At 33.4% G+C, this 21,703-nt stretch carries 22 protein-coding genes and 1 pseudogene; 18 read left to right on the top strand and 5 right to left on the bottom strand.

The window, feature by feature from the left end:
- Positions 1–86: 86 nt before the first annotated feature.
- The 9 genes from ASE40_RS03125 to proC all read left to right on the top strand — a co-directional run bounded on the left by ASE40_RS03125 (position 87) and on the right by proC (position 9,552).
- Positions 87–626, top strand: coding sequence for a hypothetical protein (locus ASE40_RS03125; protein WP_057115339.1), 540 nt, complete (start codon positions 87–89; stop codon positions 624–626).
- Between the two features lie 132 nt (positions 627–758).
- Entirely contained in the window at positions 759–1,676 is a 918-nt protein-coding gene (locus ASE40_RS03120) for a hypothetical protein (RefSeq protein WP_057115338.1), read from the top strand.
- A gap of 158 nt (positions 1,677–1,834) precedes the next feature.
- Positions 1,835–3,106 (top strand): serine--tRNA ligase, encoded by a 1,272-nt coding sequence (gene serS, locus ASE40_RS03115; RefSeq protein WP_057115337.1) that lies wholly within the window; start codon positions 1,835–1,837, stop codon positions 3,104–3,106.
- Between the two features lie 85 nt (positions 3,107–3,191).
- Positions 3,192–4,052, top strand: a complete 861-nt coding sequence (lgt, locus tag ASE40_RS03110; RefSeq protein WP_057115336.1) for a prolipoprotein diacylglyceryl transferase — start codon at positions 3,192–3,194, stop codon at positions 4,050–4,052.
- 101 nt (positions 4,053–4,153) lie between these two features.
- The gene (locus ASE40_RS03105; protein WP_057115335.1) at positions 4,154–5,935 is read left to right on the top strand and encodes a tetratricopeptide repeat protein; all 1,782 of its coding nucleotides are present in this window, start codon (positions 4,154–4,156) and stop codon (positions 5,933–5,935) included.
- 110 nt (positions 5,936–6,045) lie between these two features.
- Positions 6,046–6,357 (top strand): DUF4286 family protein, encoded by a 312-nt coding sequence (locus tag ASE40_RS03100; protein ID WP_057115334.1) that lies wholly within the window; start codon positions 6,046–6,048, stop codon positions 6,355–6,357.
- Between the two features lie 187 nt (positions 6,358–6,544).
- Positions 6,545–7,330, top strand: a complete 786-nt coding sequence (gene rsmA / locus ASE40_RS03095) for a 16S rRNA (adenine(1518)-N(6)/adenine(1519)-N(6))-dimethyltransferase RsmA (RefSeq protein ID WP_057115333.1) — start codon at positions 6,545–6,547, stop codon at positions 7,328–7,330.
- The gene (gene mgtE, locus ASE40_RS03090; protein WP_057115332.1) at positions 7,314–8,663 is read left to right on the top strand and encodes a magnesium transporter; all 1,350 of its coding nucleotides are present in this window, start codon (positions 7,314–7,316) and stop codon (positions 8,661–8,663) included. The genes rsmA and mgtE overlap by 17 nt, the downstream gene beginning before the upstream one ends.
- Positions 8,664–8,775: 112 nt before the next feature.
- Positions 8,776–9,552: a pyrroline-5-carboxylate reductase gene (gene proC, locus ASE40_RS03085; RefSeq protein ID WP_057115331.1), complete on the top strand. Its 777-nt coding sequence runs from the start codon at positions 8,776–8,778 to the stop codon at positions 9,550–9,552.
- Between the two features lie 80 nt (positions 9,553–9,632).
- Here the strand turns inward: proC and ASE40_RS03080 are convergent, their stop codons facing one another.
- Genes ASE40_RS03080 through nhaA form a run of 3 tightly spaced genes read right to left on the bottom strand, consistent with a single transcriptional unit; the run spans position 9,633 to position 11,752 of the window.
- Entirely contained in the window at positions 9,633–10,049 is a 417-nt protein-coding gene (locus ASE40_RS03080) for a c-type cytochrome (RefSeq protein WP_057115330.1), read from the bottom strand.
- A 40-nt stretch (positions 10,050–10,089) separates the two neighbouring features.
- Complete coding sequence (locus ASE40_RS03075) at positions 10,090–10,596, bottom strand: hypothetical protein (RefSeq protein ID WP_057115329.1); 507 nt, start codon at positions 10,594–10,596, stop codon at positions 10,090–10,092.
- Positions 10,597–10,606: 10 nt separating this feature from the next.
- Positions 10,607–11,752 carry a Na+/H+ antiporter NhaA gene (gene nhaA / locus ASE40_RS03070; RefSeq protein ID WP_057115328.1) on the bottom strand — a complete coding sequence of 382 codons (1,146 nt, stop codon included), beginning with the start codon at positions 11,750–11,752 and terminating at the stop codon, positions 10,607–10,609.
- Positions 11,753–11,972: 220 nt separating this feature from the next.
- Here nhaA and ASE40_RS03065 point away from each other — a divergent pair, with 220 nt between their 5' ends.
- From ASE40_RS03065 to ASE40_RS22250, 4 genes and pseudogenes are all read left to right on the top strand, one after another.
- On the top strand, positions 11,973–12,923 hold the full coding sequence (locus ASE40_RS03065) for a 2-hydroxyacid dehydrogenase (RefSeq protein WP_057115327.1): 951 nt from the start codon (positions 11,973–11,975) through the stop codon (positions 12,921–12,923).
- Positions 12,924–13,081: 158 nt separating this feature from the next.
- Entirely contained in the window at positions 13,082–13,357 is a 276-nt protein-coding gene (locus ASE40_RS03060; RefSeq protein WP_057115326.1) for a TM2 domain-containing protein, read from the top strand.
- Positions 13,358–13,556: 199 nt separating this feature from the next.
- Positions 13,557–13,934, top strand: coding sequence for a DUF805 domain-containing protein (locus tag ASE40_RS03055; protein ID WP_057115325.1), 378 nt, complete (start codon positions 13,557–13,559; stop codon positions 13,932–13,934).
- 182 nt (positions 13,935–14,116) lie between these two features.
- Positions 14,117–14,668, top strand: a pseudogene (locus ASE40_RS22250) (DUF4303 domain-containing protein).
- Positions 14,669–14,839: 171 nt separating this feature from the next.
- Here ASE40_RS22250 and ASE40_RS03040 read toward each other — a convergent pair.
- On the bottom strand, positions 14,840–16,642 hold the full coding sequence (locus ASE40_RS03040; RefSeq protein ID WP_057115322.1) for a GNAT family N-acyltransferase: 1,803 nt from the start codon (positions 16,640–16,642) through the stop codon (positions 14,840–14,842).
- 118 nt (positions 16,643–16,760) lie between these two features.
- Between ASE40_RS03040 and ASE40_RS03035 the strand changes: the two genes are divergently transcribed.
- From ASE40_RS03035 to ASE40_RS03015, 5 genes are all read left to right on the top strand, one after another.
- Positions 16,761–17,522 (top strand): exodeoxyribonuclease III, encoded by a 762-nt coding sequence (locus ASE40_RS03035; RefSeq protein ID WP_057115321.1) that lies wholly within the window; start codon positions 16,761–16,763, stop codon positions 17,520–17,522.
- Positions 17,523–17,626: 104 nt separating this feature from the next.
- On the top strand, positions 17,627–18,571 hold the full coding sequence (locus ASE40_RS03030) for a flagellar motor protein MotB (protein ID WP_057115320.1): 945 nt from the start codon (positions 17,627–17,629) through the stop codon (positions 18,569–18,571).
- A 194-nt stretch (positions 18,572–18,765) separates the two neighbouring features.
- A complete protein-coding gene (locus ASE40_RS03025) occupies positions 18,766–19,017 on the top strand; it encodes a hypothetical protein (RefSeq protein WP_057115319.1) in 252 nt (83 codons plus the stop codon).
- Positions 19,010–19,309, top strand: coding sequence for a type II toxin-antitoxin system RelE/ParE family toxin (locus ASE40_RS22580; protein WP_057115318.1), 300 nt, complete (start codon positions 19,010–19,012; stop codon positions 19,307–19,309). The genes ASE40_RS03025 and ASE40_RS22580 overlap by 8 nt, the downstream gene beginning before the upstream one ends.
- A 227-nt stretch (positions 19,310–19,536) precedes the next feature.
- Positions 19,537–20,574, top strand: a complete 1,038-nt coding sequence (locus ASE40_RS03015; RefSeq protein ID WP_057115317.1) for an aldo/keto reductase — start codon at positions 19,537–19,539, stop codon at positions 20,572–20,574.
- 69 nt (positions 20,575–20,643) lie between these two features.
- Here the strand turns inward: ASE40_RS03015 and ASE40_RS03010 are convergent, their stop codons facing one another.
- On the bottom strand, positions 20,644–21,624 hold the full coding sequence (locus ASE40_RS03010) for an SIMPL domain-containing protein (protein WP_057115316.1): 981 nt from the start codon (positions 21,622–21,624) through the stop codon (positions 20,644–20,646).
- Positions 21,625–21,703: the final 79 nt, after the last annotated feature.

Genomic DNA, 21,703 nt, shown 5'->3' with positions numbered 1-21,703 from the left:
TATTTATGTAATTCGGCTGTAAATTATTGCTGTTTCTATTGTTTTTTCTCCGAAATTTGCAAACAATCTTTTAAATACAAACTCAAATGGAATTCGGTAAAATCATCATTTCAGAAACTGCGGCAAACAGTGAAAATCCTCAAGACGTTGTTAATTCGAATATCTCGGTAATCAATTTAATGCGTGAAGAAAAAATAGACGATGATTTGATTCACGAAGATGCATTGATGAGCTATTATTTAGACTTTTATGCTTCAAAATACGCCGAAGGAAATTTTTCTAAATTCGTGCACGATTCAGGCTGGAATAAAGAATTGAACGAATTAATAGAAGAAGGTCTAGCATTAATTGGCGCCGAAAAACATTTGGAATTATTTAAAGAACAATGCCGAAAACTGCGTTTACAAAGTAATATCAAACTGGGTAAATTCTTGCAGGCAAAATTCGATGTCGCAAGTCCGTTTCGTGATTTATTAAACAATAATGCTTATTTTGAGTTGGATGAAAATCTAGTCGAATTAAATGCTGCATTTTTAAAATCGCATCCTGATACAGAAGTACTTTCGGTGGAAGAAATGTTTAAAGTTTTAGAAGAATTTGTAGGGCATGAAATCAAAAGGGATTAGATATTAAAATCCTGTTTAGTTTTTAATATTTTACGGTTTTAGCATTTTGGTTTTGAAATTTTAATTTTCTTATCATCAATTGTAAGAAAATTATATATTTGAAGTGCCCGAAATTTTCTAAATAATTAACCTATGAAAAAAACTATTCTTCCGATTGTAGTTTTGATGTTTTTGCTTTCCTGCGGAAAAAGCGAAAAAAGTTCTAAAGAAGCAGAAATTCAGAATCAGGAGTTGCTTTCTCAAAATGAAACGAACAATGATTTAAACCAAAAGCAGTTTAAAAAACTCGTTTTTAAGAATCTGGATGATATCAAAGATTCAGAAGAATTAAATCTTAATCTGCTTTCTAAAGTCGCTTCTAACTTAAAAATCAAATATTCTAATATTAAAATAGACAAAACAAGTTCTATTAACTACGACGATAAAACTGCATTTTTTGTTCTTACGACTGTTGAACATAAAAAGAATAAGAAATCTGATGAGTTTGAAGATTTAGGAAATTATTTGCAGCGTAAATATTTATTCGTAAACAGAGAAGACGGAAGTATAATCGCAGAAGAATTTGATGATAATTTAGGTTATTATGATAATGAAGCAATTCGGTTTTCGAAATCACATATCTTAAAAGATTTGGTTTATTTAAATGAAAGTACGCCGGCGATTGCCTTTTATACAGAAGCCAGTGCAAGCAGCAGAATCGTACTATATTCTGAACAGAAATTTACATTGGTGACTTTAGCCGACAAAGAAATTAAAAAAGTGCTGTACGAATATCCAATTCGAATGACAAATGGAGATTCTAACGGAGGAGGAACTTATCAAATCGAAACTTTAGAAACGGGAATGAGTTTTGGAGATCATAAAACAAATGGCTTTTATGACTTAATTGTGACCAAAAATTTTTCATATGAAGAAGCTGTAGAAGCTGATTCAGAAAAAGCTTTGCCAGAAGAAATAAATCTGAAAACCAAAAAAGAATCTGAAAAATTAAAGTTTAACGGCAGGGAATATGCTTTTCATAGAGACGAAAGACATCGCTTTCTGGAGTAAAATTTAGAGATTTGAAATAATAACAAGAGCACTTTTATAGTGCTTTTGGTGTTTATAGGCGATTTAAGTTTTCCTTATAAACTTTGTCCTATTGTTAACAAACATTTCCTTAAATTTGCTTCCGTTATAAAAAATACAATAGTTATAAAAATCAAGCTATGTTACAAATTGCATTTATTAGAGAAAATCAAGAGAAAGTAATCAAAGCTTTAGCAAAACGAAATATCGATGCTAAAAGCGTTGTTGAAGAGGTGGTTCAATTAGACGAAAATCGTCGTGCTGCGCAGGTGGAATTAGACAATACTTTATCAGAATCTAATAAATTGTCCAAAGATATTGGTGAATTGATGAAAGCTGGTGAGAAAGCTAAAGCAGCAATCTTAAAAGAAAAAACAGTTTCACTAAAAGAAAAAAGTAAAGAACTAAGCGAAAAAGCAGAAGCTTTGGCTGTTGAGTTAACCAATAAATTATACACATTACCAAATCTTCCGGCAGATATTGTTCCTGAAGGAAAAACGCCAGACGACAATTTGAATGTTTTTCAAGAAGGAGATATTCCTGTTTTGCACGAAGGCGCACAGCCTCACTGGGAATTGGTAAAGAAATACGATATTATCGATTTTGAATTGGGTGTAAAAATCACTGGAGCGGGATTTCCTGTTTATAAAGGAAAAGGAGCTCGTTTACAGCGTGCTTTAATCAACTACTTTTTAGACAAAAATACAGCTGCAGGATACAATGAAGTGCAGGTGCCGCATTTGGTAAACGAAGCTTCTGGTTACGGAACTGGACAATTGCCAGATAAAGAAGGGCAGATGTATCATTCTACTATTGACGATTTATATTTGATCCCAACGGCTGAGGTTCCGGTTACGAATTTATTTCGAGATGTTCTTTTGACAGAAACAGAATTACCTGTTTTATATACAGCTTATACACCATGTTTCCGTCGTGAAGCAGGTTCTTACGGAGCTCACGTTCGCGGATTAAATCGTTTACACCAATTTGATAAAGTAGAAATCGTTCGTGTTGAACACCCTGAAAAGTCTTATGAAGCCCTTGACGGAATGGTAGAACATGTAAAAGATATTTTAAAAGAATTAAAATTGCCTTACAGAGTTTTACGTCTTTGCGGAGGCGATATGGGCTTTACATCTGCTTTAACGTATGATTTTGAAGTGTTTTCTACAGCACAAGACCGCTGGTTAGAAATTAGTTCTGTCTCTAACTTTGAAACTTTCCAGGCAAATCGTTTGAAACTACGTTTTAAAGACAAAGATGGAAAGAATCAACTGGCACATACACTTAACGGAAGTTCATTGGCGCTTCCTAGAGTTTTGGCCGGAATTATTGAAAATTACCAAACTCCAGAAGGAATCGTAATCCCAGAAGTTTTGCGCCCTTACTGCGGATTTGATATTATAAACTAAAAAAAAGATAGTTTTTAAGATACAAACCTAACAGGTTTTAAAACCTGTTAGGTTTTCTTAATTTATAGAAATTAAAAAACGGAGCATGATGAATGGAATTTTAAACTGGAACGTAGATCCTGTTATTTTCTGGATTACAGATAGTTTTCCTTTAAAATATTACGGAGCTCTTTTTGCCTGTGGAATTCTTTTAGGTTTCTACATTGTTAGAAATATTTATAAGAAAGAAAATCTTTCGCTAGATAATCTCGATACTTTATTGATTTATGTAATTGTAGGAACCGTTTTAGGTGCTAGACTTGGACATTGTTTCTTTTACGAACCAGAGTATTTCTTCAAACATCCGATAGAAATTCTTTTACCGATTCAGAAAATAAAAGGAGTTTATCAATTTGTGGGTTACCAAGGTTTGGCAAGCCACGGAGGATCAATTGGAGTTATAACGGCAATGATTTTGTACTGCCGAAAATATAAAGTTCAGTTTTTAGGGCTTTTAGATAAAATGGCGGTTGCTGTTCCTGTAACGGGGACTTTTATCAGAATGGGAAATTTTATGAATTCTGAAATCTACGGAAAACCTACCAATGGAAATTGGGGAGTTGTCTTTCAAAGAGATGATTTAATTCCGAGACATCCAACACAATTGTACGAAGCTTTTGCTTATTTATTGATCTTCGGGATTCTGTTTTACATGTACAAATCGGAAAAAATTAGAAATGCACAGGGATTAATCTTTGGAACTTTCTTAACTTTATTATTCTCAGCTAGATTCATAATTGAATTTTTTAAAGAAAATCAAGAAGCTTTCGAGAATAACATGCTCATTAATATGGGACAGATTTTAAGTATTCCATTTATATTAATTGGTTTAGCTCTGATTTTTTGGAAAACTCGAAAAGTCACAGTTGACAATGACAGTTTACAATTTAATGAGACTGAAAACTAAAAAAGTCACAGTTTACAGTCGCAGTTTACAGTTTACAGTGTCCTAGACTGAAAACTGCGACTGTAAACTGAAAACTAATACAGGCTGAAAATTAAAAAAACATGAAAAACATCTTCATTTATATTGTTTTACTATGGTCTACTTTTTCATTCGCACAAAATGAACAATTAGCCCAATATTATTACGACAAAGGTGATTTCGATAAAGCCAAAATTAGTTACGAAGAGCTTTTAAAAAGTTCGCCTTCCAATACTCAGTATTTTTTAAGAGTGGTCGATTGTTACCAGCAATTACAGCAGTTTGCCAATGCCGAAAAAGCAATTCAAGAGCGTTACAATCGCTACAAACAAGGTGTTTTTTTAGTTGAATTAGGCTATAATTTTCAATTGCAGAAAAACGATTCGAAAGCCAAAAATTATTACGAACAGGCAATTGAAAAAATAAAAGTAAATCCAAATGATGTTTACGGAGTTGCCAATTCATTCGAGAAAAAAGTATTGTTAGAATATGCTTTAAAAGCCTATCAAACGGCAATGCAGGTACAGCCCAATTTCAATTTCAATTTTCAAATTGGAATGCTGTACGGACAGTTAGGAAAAACCGATCAAATGATCGATCTTTTGCTGACAGAATCTTTCACCAATCCGCAGAACACCAATTTGATTCAGACACAGCTGTCTCGATTCATGAATGGAGAAACTGATAATACGGCTTTTAAAGATGCCATGCGAAAAGCATTAATTCTTAAAACCCAAAAAGATCAGGATGTTTTCTGGAATCATTATTTAAGCTGGTTTTATGTTCAGCAAAAAGAATTCGGAAAAGCATTTATTCAAGAAAAAGCGATTTATAAGCGTGAGCCGGAATCGTTGATGAGTATTGTCAATTTGAGTCAGTTTGCGATGAATGAAGACGACGATGAAACGGCTGTAGAAATTCTGAATTTCATTCTTCAAAACACCAAAGATTTAGATTTATTGATTCAATCAAATGCTTATTTGATGCAGATTAAGATTGATAACGCTCAGGAAAAAGATTATCCAGCCATCAATCAGGAATTGCAGCAATTGTTGGCAACTTACGAAATCAATCCTTTTAGTTTATCTTTGCAGCTTATTCAGGCACATTTTCTAGCTTTTAATTTAAAAAAACCTGAAGAAGGAAAGGCAGTTGTAAAAAAGGCTTTAGAATTAAATTTAAACGAATATCAAAAAGCCGATGCCAAAATGGAGCTGGCAGATATTTTGCTTTTGGAAGAAAAGTACAATCAGGCGCTTATCTATTATTCACAGATTCAATTGGATTTAAAGAATGATGTAATGGCGCACGAAGCCAGTTTAAAAGCAGCCAAAACAAGTTATTACAAAGGCGATTTTGAATGGGCGAATAAACAATTCAAAGAATTAAAAGCAGCCAATACGCAGTTAATTGCCAACGACGCTTTAGAATATTTTCTTTTAATTAATGATAATACCGCTGCAGATTCGACTCAAGTAGCATTGAAGCAATTTGCAAAAGGAGATTTTTTAATTTATCAGAATAAAAAACAAGAAGCGATAACGCAGTTTCAGAATATCTTGAAAACTTATAAAGGACAAGAAATAGAAGCCGTAACATTATTGCGTTTAGGAAAAGTTTACGAAAGCCAGAAAGATTTTGCTTCGGCTCTAAGCCAATACCAGCAGATAATTGACAATCACAGCGACGGAATTTATGTAGACGAAGCGCTGTTTTTCTCAGCTGAAATTTATAACGACGAACTAAAAGATACAGAAAAGGCCAAGCCTTTATATGAAAAGGTAATTTTTAACCATCAAGACAGTATTTACTTTGTTGATGCCAGAAAAAAATACCGTGAGTTAAGAGGGGATAAGAATTTATAAATTCTAATATTTTAAATTCCAAATTCCAAACTGAAAAGAATTAATAATGAGATTATTTTAGGTTTAGAGAAAAAACTCAGAACCTTAGCATCTCAGAACCTTAGAAAAAAATGATTATTTACAACGTTACCACAAACATACACGAAAGCGTTCACGACCAATGGCTAAAATGGATGCAGGAAAAACACATACCAGAAATTCTGGCTACTAATAAATTTTCATCGGCCAGAATTGTAAAAGTTTTGGTTGAAGAAGAAATGGGCGGAATTACATATTCGGTTCAATATGTAACAGACAGCAAAGAAACTTTGGATAAGTTTTATATCGAAGATGAACCAGAATTTCACAGAGAAGCTTTGGGGTTATTTGCGGATAAAATGCTTTCTTTCAGAACAGAATTAGAAGTTATTTCGGAACACTAGGTTTTAGTTTACAGTCACAGTCGCAGTTTTTAGTATTATAATTTAGAAGAAAAAACTAAATATTTGTGTCTTTGTCCCGATAGCTATCGGGATTGTGGCAAAAAAAGCACAAAAATAAAGCTTTGTTTCTTAGTGCCTTTACAGCAAAAAGAATACTTTTGCGCCCTCGCGGCAAACAAGATATAAAATGGAAAAAGTAAAAGCCAAAAAACATTTAGGACAGCACTTTCTTAAAGACGAAAGCGTAGCAAAAGCTATCGCTGACACTTTAAGTCTGAAAGGGTACGATGAGGTTTTAGAAATAGGACCAGGGATGGGTGTGCTTACTAAGTATTTGCTTGAAAAGCCAATTACGACGCATGTTATAGAAATCGATACCGAATCTGTAGCGTATTTGGACGCACATTATCCAAAATTAAAAGACAAAATTATCTCTCAGGATTTCCTGAAGTACAATATAAATGAAGTTTACCAAGACAAACAGTTTGCTATAATTGGAAACTTTCCGTACAATATTTCTTCACAGATTGTTTTTAGGACTTTAGATCTTAAACATCAGATTCCAGAGTTTTCTGGAATGTTTCAGAAAGAAGTTGCTGAGCGTATCTGCGAAAAGAAAGGCTCAAAAACGTACGGAATATTATCAGTTTTAGCTCAGGCTTTCTATATTACAGAGTATCTGTTTACGGTTGATGAAAACGTTTTTATTCCTCCGCCCAAGGTTAAGTCGGGTGTGATGAGAATGACCCGAAAGGAAGATTACAGTCTTCCTTGCAGCGAAAGGCTATTTTTTACAGTTGTAAAAACCGCTTTTCAGCAGAGACGAAAAACATTACGTAACAGTTTGAAAACATTAAATTTATCAGACAAATTGCGAGAAGACACTATCTTTGATAAACGTCCGGAGCAGCTTAGCGTCGATGAATTTATTGAACTAACTCTAAAAATAGAAACCGATGGAGTTCAAAGTTAGTAGAGAATTTATACATCAGTTAGAAGAACTAATCAATAAGAAAAACGACAACGAACTTGAAGTTTTACTTAATGATATGCACCACGCTGATATTGCCGAAATCTTAGACGAATTAGATTTCGACGAGGCCACTTATATCTTTAAGGTTTTAGATAGTGATAAAACAGCCGAAATTCTTCTAGAATTAGAAGAAGATCTGCGTGAGAATATCTTAAGCCGACTTTCACCAAAAGAAATTGCAGAAGAGCTTGATGAGCTTGAAACCAACGATGCTGCCGATATTATCGCTGAACTTTCACAAGAAATAAAAGCAGAGGTAATCTCAGAGCTGAATGACGTTGAACACGCCAAAGACATTGTTGATCTTTTGCGTTACGACGAAAACACGGCTGGTGGTTTGATGGGAAAAGAGCTTGTAAAAGTAAATGAAAACTGGAACGTCTTGACCTGCGTTAAAGAAATGAGAATTCAGGCAGAAAATGTCTCTAGAGTTCATTCTATTTATGTCGTGGATGATGAAAACCGACTGAAAGGAAGACTTTCTCTTAAAGATCTGCTGACTTCTTCTACCAAAACTCAGATTGGAGAAGTTTACATCCGAAAATTAAATTTTGTAAATGTTGATACAGAAGACGTTGAGGTTGCTCGTATCATGCAGAAATATGACTTAGAGGCGATTCCGGTTGTGGACGAATTAGGTCGTTTGGTAGGAAGAATTACTATTGACGATATCGTAGACGTAATCAAGGAAGAAGCTGATAAAGATTACCAATTAGCGGCGGGTATTACGCAGGACGTTGAATCGAATGACAGCGTTTATGAATTAACAAAAGCACGTTTACCTTGGCTTTTAATTGGAATGGTGATTGAAATTGTAGCTTCTTTTGTTTTAAAAGGAAACGAAGCAACGTTTCAAAAATATTCTACTTTAATCATTTTTGTGCCTTTGCTTTCGGCAACCGCAGGAAATATCGGAGTTCAGGCTTCGGCAATCGTTGTGCAAGGTTTGGCAAACGGAACTTTAAAAGATTTTAGCCGTGCTTACTTTACCAAAGAAATTACCGTTTCTATGATTTCGGGAAGTATAATCTCATTATTGCTTTTAGGCTATCATTCTGTCATGTATCAGCAGTATTTAGTGGGCTTTGCAATTTCGATTTCGATGATTGTAGTGATTTTATTTGCAGCCACTTTAGGAACTTTGGTACCGCTTTTCTTGAATAAAAATAAAATTGACCCCGCAATTGCGACTGGTCCATTTATCACAACCACAAACGATGTATTCGGAATTATGCTTTACTTCGGCGTGGCCAATTTGATTCTTGGATTTTAGATTTTTGCCACAAATTAGCCGTTTACAGTGATTTAAGATCTCTAAAAACTGCGTAATTTACAGGCGGAAAATATACTGTTAATCAGTTCATCATAAATTCAAACCAAGAAGAATGAAAGTACATATTATTGGAGGAGGAAACCTTGGGGTTTCTATTGCCTTGGGAATCGCTAAATTTTCAAAAAACAACCAAGTTACCGTTACAAGAAGAAACACAGCAAGTATTCAATATTTAACAGAATACGGAATTGCAGTTTCTAACGATAACAAACATAATATTCAAGAAGCTGATGTAGTGATTTTAACCATAAAACCGTATCAAGTAGATACCGTTTTGGCTGAAATTCTGCCAGTTATTCAAAATAAGACAATTGCTTCGGCAGTCAGCGGATTATCGCTTGATGTTTTACAGTCTAAAACAAATAACGAATATCCTGTTGTTCGAATTATGCCAAATATTGCAGCGCAGTTTGGAGAATCGGCAACTTGTATTTCTTTCCCAGAAAAATATGCGGCAAATGCTTCACCAATTGTGGACTTATTCCAAGATTTAGGGACAGCTCCTGTTATAGACGAAAAATTAATGGATGCAGCGACTGTTTTAGGCGCGTGCGGTACTGCGTATGCATTACGTTATATTCGTGCTTCTATGCAGGCGGGAATCGAGATAGGATTTGATTCTAATACCGCTCTAGCAATTGCTGCTCAAACCGTAAAAGGTGCTGCGAAAATGCTTTTAGAAGAGAAAGTGCATCCAGAACAATTAATCGATCGTGTAACAACGCCGCAAGGCTGTACAATTGTCGGTTTAAATGAAATGGAGCATAATGGTTTCAGCTCATCATTAATTAAAGGGATTAAGACTTCTTTGAAGCAAATCAAAGGGTAGGTTTTAAAGAAATTCCAAATATTTTTAAATTCCAAATTCCAATTTTATCATTGGGGTTTGGGATTTTTTTGCTTTAGATATTAATAGTCTTTTTTCGTTGAACAATATTCTATTATTAAGGCGATTTCTTTTTCTTTTACGTATTCTGTGAATTTTGTTCTGTGATAATCTAATCCCAAATTTTCAATTTTTGCACTATCGATTTTATGATTTTTATTGATTATCCATTTCATAAAAACAATCGAATCTACATTACGTAATGCTGGTCCAGCACTTCTGACATCTAGTTTATGACAAGCAGCACAATTTGAATTGAATATTTCTTTTCCTTTTTCTTGATTTTCAGATAAGTTTGCAGTGCCACAAAAAGTAGGAATAGGTGTTTGACAATACCAGTTTTCAGATGCTTTATATGTCTTTATTTCATAGAAGATTATTCCAACCAATACAATTATAGAAGAAATTGAAATAAATAATATTTGTCGAATTCTATTCACTCGCCTACATTTAAAATTGGAATTTAAAAATTGGAATTTTTTACTTCTTAATAAGCTGAATATACTTCAAACCGCATTCAGAAATCTTGGTATACGAATTCATCGCATTCCCGTAATTTTGAATCGTTAAAGTGTCTTTTACATATAAAGCATCAATTCCAACTGGGATTTCCAATTCTTTTGCAGGAATCGAATCATTTTCGTTTTCATTACTGATGTCGCCTTCGTATTCATCCCACTGAATTCCTTCTAGAGTTAAATAGTTTTCACCAGAACTACTATGTGAGTAAGTCGCTTTTCCTTTTAAAGTTCGAACACTTGTTTTAAAAACATATTGATAATCATTTTTAATTTTTGAAATGATCAGCGAAATATTACAATCGCCAGAATCTGTGTAAGTTCCTTCAATTTCATCTTTAGAATTTACTTTTGATACATTTATTTCTTCTTTCAAATTTTTCTCAGAAGAAATCTTTTCTGTTTTCTGATTGCAGGACAGCAGTCCAAAATAGAAAATCAGCAGGAAAAAAAAGCGAGTTTTACTCATAACGATTAGATTAGATTGCTGTGTTTTTATTTAAAATATATTTTAAGTAAACAAAACCCAAAAGTCCAGCTAGAAAAGAGGCAATAAGAATCGCTATTTTAGAAAAAACAATTATTTCAGGATTTTTAAAAGCCAAAACAGTTATAAAGATCGACATAGTAAAACCAATACCGCCGAGCATTCCGGCACCTAAAATATGAGCCCATTTTAAGTTTTTGGGCAAAACACATAACCCCGCCGTTACACCAACAGAAGAGAAAAGTAAAATTCCCAGCGGTTTGCCAATTACAAGTCCAAGAATAATCCCGTAAGTATTCGCATGGTTCAATCCTTCATGCCAATTTTCGGTAATTGTGAGCGCAGTATTGGCTACAGCAAATAAAGGCAAAATAAAAAAGGCTACCGGCTTGTGCAGAAAATGCTGTAGTTTGTATGAAGATGTTTTCTCGCTTCCATCTCCAAACGGAATTACAAATGCTAAAATGACGCCCGTTATTGTAGCGTGAACTCCAGAATTGAGCATAAAGTACCACATTACAATTCCTCCAATGATATACGGAATCAAATTGTGAATTTTCATTCGATTTAAAACAAAAAGAAAACCCCAGATTGCCAGAGCGATTCCAAGATTTAGAAATGAGATGGAGGTTGTGTAAAAAATGGCAATTACTATAATAGCGCCCAAGTCATCAATAACAGCAAGCGCCGTTAAAAATACTTTTAAGGAAGCAGGAACTTTATTTCCTAGAAGCGATAAAATCCCAATTGCAAAAGCAATATCTGTTGCCATCGGAATTCCAGCTCCATTTTGGGTTGTAGTTCCGTAATTTAAAACGAGGAAAATTGCAGCCGGAACAAGCATTCCGCCAAAAGCAGCCATTATAGGTAACGAAGCATTCTTTATGTTCGATAATTCACCGTGATAAATTTCGCGTTCCAATTCCAATCCGATTAACAGAAAGAAAATCGTCATTAAGCCGTCGTTAATCCAATCTGTTATTGAATGTCCGGCAATTTCTCTTTCCCAAAATTCTGTATAGTGTATTTGAAAAGAAGAATTGGCCAGATAAAGAGATAAAATCGTGACAAAGAGCAAGATAATTCCTCCTGATTTTTCATTTTCAAAAAAAGCGGTAAAGGTTTTGGTTAATTTCATTTCGGAGAATTCTGAAGATTTAGAGATGGATTTATGCAATCCTTGTATTTTCAAAGTTAGAAAAAATCTGACCAATAAAAAAGTTTAGTCGCCAAGTCACAAAAGACTCCAAGTTTATATTCCGTATTCCTGAAATAAATCAGTATAAAAACTTTGCGCCTTTGGACGTTTACGATATTAAATTAACCGTATTTTTGTTTAGTATAAAATTGGAAAAATAATGAGTATAAAAATTCTTCATATCGACAGCAATAATCCAATACTTTGGAATCAATTAGAAGAAGCAGGTTTCGAAAATCACGCTGATTTTAAATCTTCAAAAGAAGAAATAGAAGCAAAAATACAAGATTATAACGGCATCGTAATTCGCAGTCGTTTTAAGATTGATAAAACTTTTTTAGACCGTGCAACAAAGTTGCAATTTATTGCAAGAGTCGGCGCAGGTTTGGAAAGCATTGATTGTGAGTATGCTTCTTCGAAAGGAATTCATCTTATTGCTGCTCCAGAAGGTAATCGCAACGCTGTTGCAGAACATTCGCTGGGCGTTATTTTATCGCTATTTAATAATCTAAACCAAGCCGATGCAGAAGTTAAAGCGGGTCAATGGAATCGAGAAAGCAACCGAGGTCATGAACTAGATTTAAAAACTGTCGGTATTATTGGTTATGGAAATATGGGAAAAGCTTTTGCTAAAAAACTGCGAGGTTTTGGTACTGAGGTTTTATGTTATGATATTTTGGATAATGTTGGAGACGAAAATGCTAAACAAGTTTCATTAGCAGAATTACAAGAAAAAGCAGATGTTTTAAGTCTTCATCTTCCATGGACACCAGAAACGGATAAAATGGTCAATACAAATTTTATAAACGCATTTAAAAAGCCATTTTGGATCATTAATACTTCTCGCGGTAAAAATATAGTTACGGCCGATTTAGTTGAAGCTATGAAAGTAAAAAAGGTATTAGGAGCAGGTTTGGATGTTTTGGAGTATGAGAAACTTTCTTTCGAAACACTTTTTCAAGATAAAAATACTCCAGAGGCGTTTCAATATCTTCTGGAAGCAAAAAATGTTTTATTGACTCCTCATATTGCAGGATGGACTTTTGAAAGCCACGAACGTTTAGCGCAGGTTATAGTCAATAAAATTAAGGCTGTTTACAAAGTTGCATAAGTGAATGCATATTTTTGTAAGATTATTTTTTTGTAAATCCCTTAACTTTAATTAGCTTTATTTGTTAATTTTTAATAATATTGTTTAGGTAATTGAAACATTTTAAGTGTTTTATAATCTGGAGCATTTTAAAATATTATTAACTTTAAGGGAATAAAATGGAAAATACAAAAAGAGAAGATTGGAATAATCCGCAGCGTTATCAACAAGAGAACAAAAAAATAGTTGCAGGAATTCTAGCGATTCTATTAGGTTACTTAGGAATTCATAAGTTTTATCTTGGTTATACTAAAGAAGGCGTCATTCAACTTATTTTAGGGCTTTTGTTCGGAATTGGAGCTATAATTGGAATTATCGAAGGAATCATTTACTTGACAAAATCAGATGAAGAGTTTTACCAAACCTACCAAGTTGGTAAAAGAGGCTGGTTTTAAGCAAAACATATCATATTAAGAATCCCATTCAGAAATGAATGGGATTTTTTTATGTCTAAAAATGTCTTTTAATGTTATAAAAAAAACTTTTAGGTCCTGTACGTAAATTCTTAAGCATGTAATCTTGCATTTTGTTAAAATAATTAATGGAGTAACTGAAAATCCTTAAGAGTAGGGGAATTATTATAAAGATTTTATTATGTTAGAAATGTACAAAAAATTAGTTTTGGAAAACTACGCAAACTTTAATGGAAGAGCAAGAAGAAAAGAATACTGGATGTTTGGTCTTTTAAATATTTTAATCTATCTATTACTTAATGTTTTAAGCTTTATTCCTGGAGTAGGAATTGTCTTTTCAATTATAGCTGGAATATTTATCTTAGGTGTTATGATACCGTCAATTGCTGTGGCAATTAGAAGGATGCATGATGTTGGTAAAAGTGGCTGGTATTTATTTATTCCTATCTACAGTTTAATTTTAGCTTGTACTGAAGGGGAACACAAAACAAATGAATACGGAGCAGATCCTAAAAATGGATTTGAAGAAATGAGCGAGATTGGTAAAGATCTTAACTAGTTTTTTTAAAAATTGTAATTAAAAAAAATCCCATTTGCTTTGGTTAATGGGATTTTTATTTATAAATCCCTCCGCTATCGCGAGCATCTCGCTCATGCTAGCGGAGGAATAATCTTTGCGGGAACAGATTGAAAATCTGCGCTATCGCGTATCTTTTTTTATTCACTAAAATTAATTGGAGTATGGAATTTTTTTTAAATGGGATAGCCGATAAGCTTGTTAAAGCTATTCAAAATGATTTTAATGAAGTATTAAAAGTAGTTAATGTAGAAGTAATTTATTCGATCAGCTTAGTTACTGATAGTGATACTTCCTCATTATTTTTCGCTTTAAATACGATTGAGTATATGCAAAAAAAGGATGAAGAATATCTGAAAAGTGGGCTTTTTGACAAAATGAATTTTATATATAAAACTAAATGGATACCTGCCGAATAGGGTTATAGTAATAATAAAATACAAGAAAGTGAAATTTCCAAAATCGTACCAATATTATTTGAAAAAAGTGTCAGTTTTGACGATGATGAAGAGTTTGATAAGTATCAAATAATGTTTTTTGGAATGATGGAAAAAGTTTTGAAACAAACAATTGAATTAGGTGTTTTTGGAGAGTATTCGGATAAAGTTACATTCTTTAATTCAATATCAGATGATGAAAGAACTGAAAGAATAGAAAAATATTCCGCTAAAGCTCTTAACAGTAGGCAATTATATGAACAGTTTTTAAAACGATAGGTTATTACTCTGCTAGAGCGAACGGTTCGGTTCGTGACAGGAAAAAGTCTCATCCTGAAAAAGTTTACATATTTAGAAATAATCCTAAAATAGATTTAATTTTAGGACATAATTAAAAAATCCCTTTTACTTAATTAAGCAAATGGGATTTTTGTATATCAAAAGATAAACTTAATCTTCCTTCTCAGACAATTTACGCTCTAATTCAATCTGAAATTCTTCAATAACAGGTTTCATAGTGCTTTCTGGAATATCTGCGATTCTAATGTACATTAAACCGTCTACAGCATTATTAAACAAAGGATCGACGTTAAAAGCGACAACACGTGCATTTTGTTTGATGTATTTTTTAATTAAAACCGGCAAACGTAAGTTTCCTGGTTCTAACTCGTCAATGATTTTATCAAACTTGTTTAAGTCAGATTCAGCTTCATCGAAGATAAAGTCTTTATCGGCATCTTTCAGTTTAACTTTATAGGCTTTTTTCGGGTGAATATACTGCGCAATATACGGATCGTAATAATTCGATTTCATAAACTCAATCATCAACGATTTTGAAAAATCAGAAAATTGGTTGCTGATACTTACACCGCCCAATAAATATTTATGTTCAGGATAACGTAAAGTGGTGTGAATAATACCTTTCCATAACAAGAATAACGGCATTGGTTTCTGCTGGTATTCTTTTACGATAAATGCACGGCCCATTTCGATCGATTTGTGCATCATATCGTGCAATTCTGGTTCAAATCTAAAAAGATCTGTCAAGTAGAAACCTTCGATTCCGTATTTCGGATAAATTTCAGCCCCTAATCCCATACGATAAGCACCCGCGATTCGCTTTGTCTCATCATCCCATAAAAACATATGGTGGTAATATTGGTCGTATTCGTCTAAATCTATAGATTCGTTTGTTCCTTCTCCAACTTCACGGAAAGTAATTTCGCGTAAACGTCCTATTTCATGCAAAATATTCGGAATTGATTTCGCTCTAGCGAAAAACACTTCGTAATTTTTACTTTGAAGCAAACGGCAGTCACTGTTTCGAAGAGCCTGAACTTCATCAATCATTTTTGATTCGTTGGCCGGCGTAACAATTTTTTTAGGCGCTTTGGTAATTTTTAAACTAGCAGTGTCGATCAATTTCGTGTCCTTTTCAAAAGGATTTGCCAGCATGTATGTTTTCTTTCTTAAGAATTCTGAATATTCTTCAAAAGATTCGATTTCGTTTTGCTCGTTTACTGAGATTGGTTTTCCAATACGAACTTTAATAACACGGTCTTTTTGCGTTAGCAGTTCAGACGGTAATTTTGCAGTACGCAAAGTATCATCAATTTTAGAAAGCCAGTAAAATAGTTTACTGTTTTTGGCATGAAAATAAATCGGCACAACCGGAACTTTGGCTTTTCTGATTAATTTCAGCGCGCCTTCTTCCCAAGGTTTGTCAACCACTAATTTTCCGTCTTTATAAGTCGAAACTTCTCCGGCAGGAAAAATTCCTAAAGGTTTTCCGTCACTTAAATGACGTAAAGTTTCTTTAATACCAATTACACTAGATTTAGCATCCTTGTGGTTTTCAAAAGGATTAACTGGCATAATGTATTTTTTCATTGGAACAATTCTGTGTAACAAGAAATTGGCAATGATTTTGAAATTTGGCTCTCTTTCAAGCATCAATTTCAATAATAAAATCCCATCAATCCCACCCAGCGGATGGTTTGAAATAGTAATGTAAGCACCATCTTTTGGCAGACGTTTTAAATCTTCTTCTGGGATTTCGAACTTAATTTCCATTTCGTCCAAAATTCCATTTAAAAACGCAAGGTCTTCCAAATGTTTATTACGGTCATAAATTTTATTAAGGGTAGAGATCTTAAGAACCTTCATAAGAATCCAGCCAGAAAAGGTACCGAAAACTCCGTACTTTTCAACATTTATTGCCTTTGCAACTTCTTTCGCGGTAACTAAACCCATGTACTATTTTTAATTTATTCGAACAGCGAACAAAGATAACAAAAAAGTCTACTTTTCATTGTTTCCAAGATAAACTTTGCACATTTTTATTACATTTGAAATCCTAAAAAAAACACTGATGAAAATTATTTCTTATAATGTAAACGGAATTCGTGCTGCGATAAACAAAGGTTTTATCGAGTGGCTTCAACAAGCAAATCCTGATGTGATCTGTCTTCAGGAAATAAAAGCTACGCAGGATCAAATTCCGGTTGATGATATAACTGCCGCCGGCTATCCTTTTCAATATTACTATCCTGCGACCAAAAAAGGGTACAGCGGAGTAGCTATTTTATCTAAAACAAAACCGAACAATATTGTTTTCGGAACAGGAATTCATCATATGGATTTTGAAGGACGAAACCTTCGTGCCGATTTTGATGATGTTTCAGTAATGAGTTTATATCTTCCGTCTGGAACAAATATCGAAAGACTGGATCATAAATTTATGTTTATGGATGATTTTCAGACGTATGTTAATGAGTTAAAATTGACGATTCCGAATTTGATTATCTGCGGTGATTATAATATCTGTCACGAGGCAATTGACATTCACGATCCAGTTCGTAATAAGACAGTTTCTGGATTTCTTCCTGCAGAACGAGCTTGGTTAGATGGTTTTATGAAATCTGGTTTTATTGATAGTTTCCGTCATTTTAATAAAGATCCTCATCATTATTCTTGGTGGAGTTACCGCGCTGGGGCTAGAGGAAATAATAAAGGCTGGCGTATCGATTATAATCTGGTAAGCGAATCTTTAGAAAACCGATTAAAAAGAGCGGTTATACTTCCAGATGCCATGCATTCAGATCATTGTCCGGTTTTAGTCGAAATTGATTAAAGTTTGGTATTGTTCTTGCGGAAAGGATAGTTGTTTTAAAATTGACATTGAATTTTGAATTCAAAAAGTATTAAACGCCCAAAAATAAAACCAATTAAAGTAAGATGATTAAAAAAGCCTCCATCGGATTGCTAGTATTAGCCTTGTCCACAACGTCATGCGTTTCGAAGAAAATTTACAATGATCTAGAAACAAAGTATTCAGATTTAAAAAAAGAAAACCGTTCAATTGCTGATGAAAATGAAAATTTGAAGGCAGCAAAAAATCAGTTAGAACTGGATCGCGATAAATTGACTAAAGACCTTGCCAGTACAAAAGACGACTTGGCAAAGCAAAAAGCTGATCTTGCCGCTGAGCAGAAAAAATATAAAGTATTGCAAGATTCGTACAATGCATTAGAGAAAAACAGCAATGATGCATTGGAAAGCAATATGGCTAAAAACCGTGACTTGCTGGCTCAACTTGAGGCAAAATCTAAAAAATTAGCCGACGAACAAGCACGTTTAGACAAAACAGCAAATCGTTTGAAAGAACTTGAAGATATGATTGCTGCTAAAGAAGAAGCAATGCGCAAACTAAAAGAAACTTTATCGAAAGCCTTAAACGGATTTGAAGGTAAAGGTTTGACAGTTGAACAGAAAAATGGAAAAGTTTATGTTTCTATGGAAAACAAATTGCTTTTCAACTCAGGAAGCTGGGCTGTTGGAACAGAAGGACGCAAAGCGGTTGTAGAACTTGGTAAAGTTTTGGGCGATAATCCAGATCTTTCGGTTCTTATTGAAGGCCATACAGACGATGATCCGTATGCTGGTTCTGGACCAATTGCAAACAACTGGGATTTATCGACTAAAAGAGCAACTGCAATTGTGAATATTTTGAGCGAAAATGCCAAAATCAACAAACAAAAATTAACGGCAGCGGGAAGAAGCGAATTTTCTCCTTTAGCAAGCAACGCCACTCCAGAAGGAAAAGCTAAGAACCGTAGAATCGAGATCATCTTAACTCCTAGATTAGATGAGATTGCTGAAATGCTTAATAGTATTAACTAAGGTTCTGAGGGACTGAGGTTCTAAGTTACAAAGGCTCAAAGGTTTTACTTTGAGCCTTTTTTGTTTCCTGCAAGGTTTTTAAAACCTTGCAGATTTGTTTTTAGATTTGAAGTTTTAGTTTTGGTATCTTGATTTTTCAAATTGGAGCTTCTGTTTTATTATTTTCGTAACTTTGAATTTCTAAAATTTAAACGATGGGACTTCCAGAATTAAAAGAAAAAATAAGAAATCAACTGGATTTAGCTGATGAAAGAGTGTTGAGAATTGTTTCTTCCGTTTTTGATAATTATTTGAATGAAGTAGTTTCGTATGATTCAGATGGAAATCCTCTGTCATTATCAGAATATCATAATAAAGTTGAAGAAGGATTGGATGATATAAAATACAATCGAATAATTTCAAAAGAAGATTTGTCGAAAGAAATGCAAGATTGGGATAATGAGTAATACTAAATTTGAAATTTTTTGGACTTCAAACGCAAAAGAAGATCTAAAAGAAATTTATATTTCATTAAAAAATAGAATATCGAAAGAAACAGCACTTAAAATCAGAAATGAATTATTCAACTGTACCAATGAAATTGTTTTTGCAGAACAGTTTCAATTAGATGAATACAGATTAGATTGTCGAAGAATAGTAATAAGAAACTTTAAGGTTCTTTATCAAATTCGAGAAAATTCAATTTTTGTAATCAGGGTTTTTAATTCTTTTCAAAAACCTGTGAAAAGTTTGAAATAATAAAAGCTCAAAGTTTTATGCTTTGAGCTTTTTTGTTTCCTGCAAGGTTTGCAAAACCTTGTACATTTTAATCTTGATACGAAATGTTGATACCTACAAGGTTTTGGAAACCTTGCAGGAGAAGAAAGAAAGAGAAAATCTTGTGGTTTTTTTAACCTTTAACAAATTTCAATTTGAAAAATCCCTTTGTACCTTTGCCTCTTTGCAACTTTGAACCTTAGTAAAGAATGAAATACACAACATTACCCAACACCGACATAAAAGTTAGTAAAATCTGCCTTGGAACAATGACTTTTGGGCAGCAGAATACAGAAGCTGAAGGACACGAACAAATGGATTATGCTCTTGAAAGAGGCGTTAACTTTTTTGACACAGCCGAAATGTATTCTGTTCCTGCAAGCGAAGCAACTTACGGAAGCACAGAAAAAATTATAGGAACTTGGTTCAAGAAATCAGGAAATCGCGATAAAGTCGTTTTAGCATCAAAAATTGCGGGTCCAAATCCGAATTTTGGATACATGCGTGAGAAATTGGACTTTTCTCCAGCGAGTATTAAATATGCGGTTGAAAACAGTTTAAAAAGACTTCAGACAGATTATATCGATTTGTACCAAATGCACTGGCCAGAAAGAAAAACCAATAATTTTGGACAGCGCGCCTTCCACGGACATGATGATATTTGGGAAGATAATTTTAGAGAAATCCTAGAAACTTTCGACGGATTAATTAAAGAAGGGAAAATCAAACACATTGGAGTTTCAAATGAAAATTCTTGGGGAATGATGCGCCTTTTAGAAGAAAGCAAATATCAAAATCTGCCAAGAATTAAAACCGTTCAAAATCCGTATTCTTTATTGAATCGTTTATTTGAAGTGAACTCTGCAGAAGTTTCAAAATATGAAAATGTGGGATTGCTAGGGTATTCGCCTTTAGCTTTTGGAGTTTTGACTGGGAAATTCTTAACGGGTGAAAGTCATCCAAAAGCGAGAATTAATCTTTTTCCGCAATACAAACGTTACAATAGCGACCAATGTACCGAAGCAACTAAATTGTATCAGGAAATCGCTAAAAAGCATGGCTTAACGTTAACCGAGTTAGCAATGGGGTTTGTATTGCAACAGCCGTTTTTGACAAGTGCCATTATCGGAGCTACAACTTTAGAACAATTAAAAGAGAATATCGACACGATTGATGTGGTACTTTCTAAACAAATCTTAGCAGAAATCGATGCTGTTCAGGCAATAATTCCTGACCCGGCTCCTTAAAAAAATAATGCCTAACAGATTTTTATTATCTGTTAGGCATTATATAAATTTAGATTAATGGATTAGCTTCTATCTAATAGGCCGCGCAGTTGTGTTTGTGTCTAATGCCTTTAATTCTCCATTAGGAGTTATAAGAACAAAATTTTTATCCATCTTTGCTGGTTTGTTTGTTTTGATTGCAATTTTGACTTCATACTGTATCTGAATCGCAGGTTCTAGCAAGGTTGGGTTAATTACAAAATCAAATTCTTTGTTCAAAATGGGTTGATAATAAATTGTTGTAGATTTACTTACTTGATTTATAGGAGCAGTTTTTTTTAAATTTAATGAAGAACTATTAGACGCTTCATAAGATTTATACATATCAATGGGATAGTTTACTGTGTAACCATCAATTATTTTTTTTTCGGAATCTGCTAATGATTGTCCTAATAAAATCTCGTAGTTCTTTATTTTTTCCTGAACAAGTAATTTTGCCTTATTCATCATTTCTTTCTTGATTGACTCTAATGAGTCGGAGTAATAATCATTTCTTGCTAAATCATAGATTTCGTTATTTGATAGTATCGAAATAATGTCATTTAACTGATTTGGGTCAGAATATTTGATTAGAATGTTTTTCTTTAGTTCAAAACCTGCCGGTATTTCATTATATGTTTTTCGGCTAAAATTTTTCTTTTCTGTTTCATATTCATAAACAGGAACAAATGAAATCATATCAATAAAAGTTTCAACATTTTTTTTAAGTTTGATTTCGCTTACGGATTGATTAATTCGTTTGTCTATTAGCTCGTTTACTTCTTGTGCGGTTTTTCCATTTTGAGTAACACTAAAAGTGGCGATATAAGTATCTGCTTTTATGTTTGCAAGACCTTTAATGCTTACAAACATATCATTTTCTGAGTCTAATTTTACATCAAGAATACTTCTATTGGCATACTCATAATTATCATTATTCCTGTTATAAGATGCATTCGTTCCAACACCAACCTGACCAATCATAGCCTGACAAAAAATTAGGGCTAACAATTGAAAATTTATTCTTTTCATATTCTTATTTATTAAAAATTGGAAGCAAATATATGAAAGAAAAAACTTATATTTATTTGATGTGTTTGAAAATAACAAA

The sequence above is a fragment of the Flavobacterium sp. Root935 genome (assembly GCF_001429295.1).
GTDB lineage: Bacteria > Bacteroidota > Bacteroidia > Flavobacteriales > Flavobacteriaceae > Flavobacterium.
Note: the sequence above shows the minus strand (reverse complement) of the source record. Positions and strands in the feature narration are given on the sequence as shown.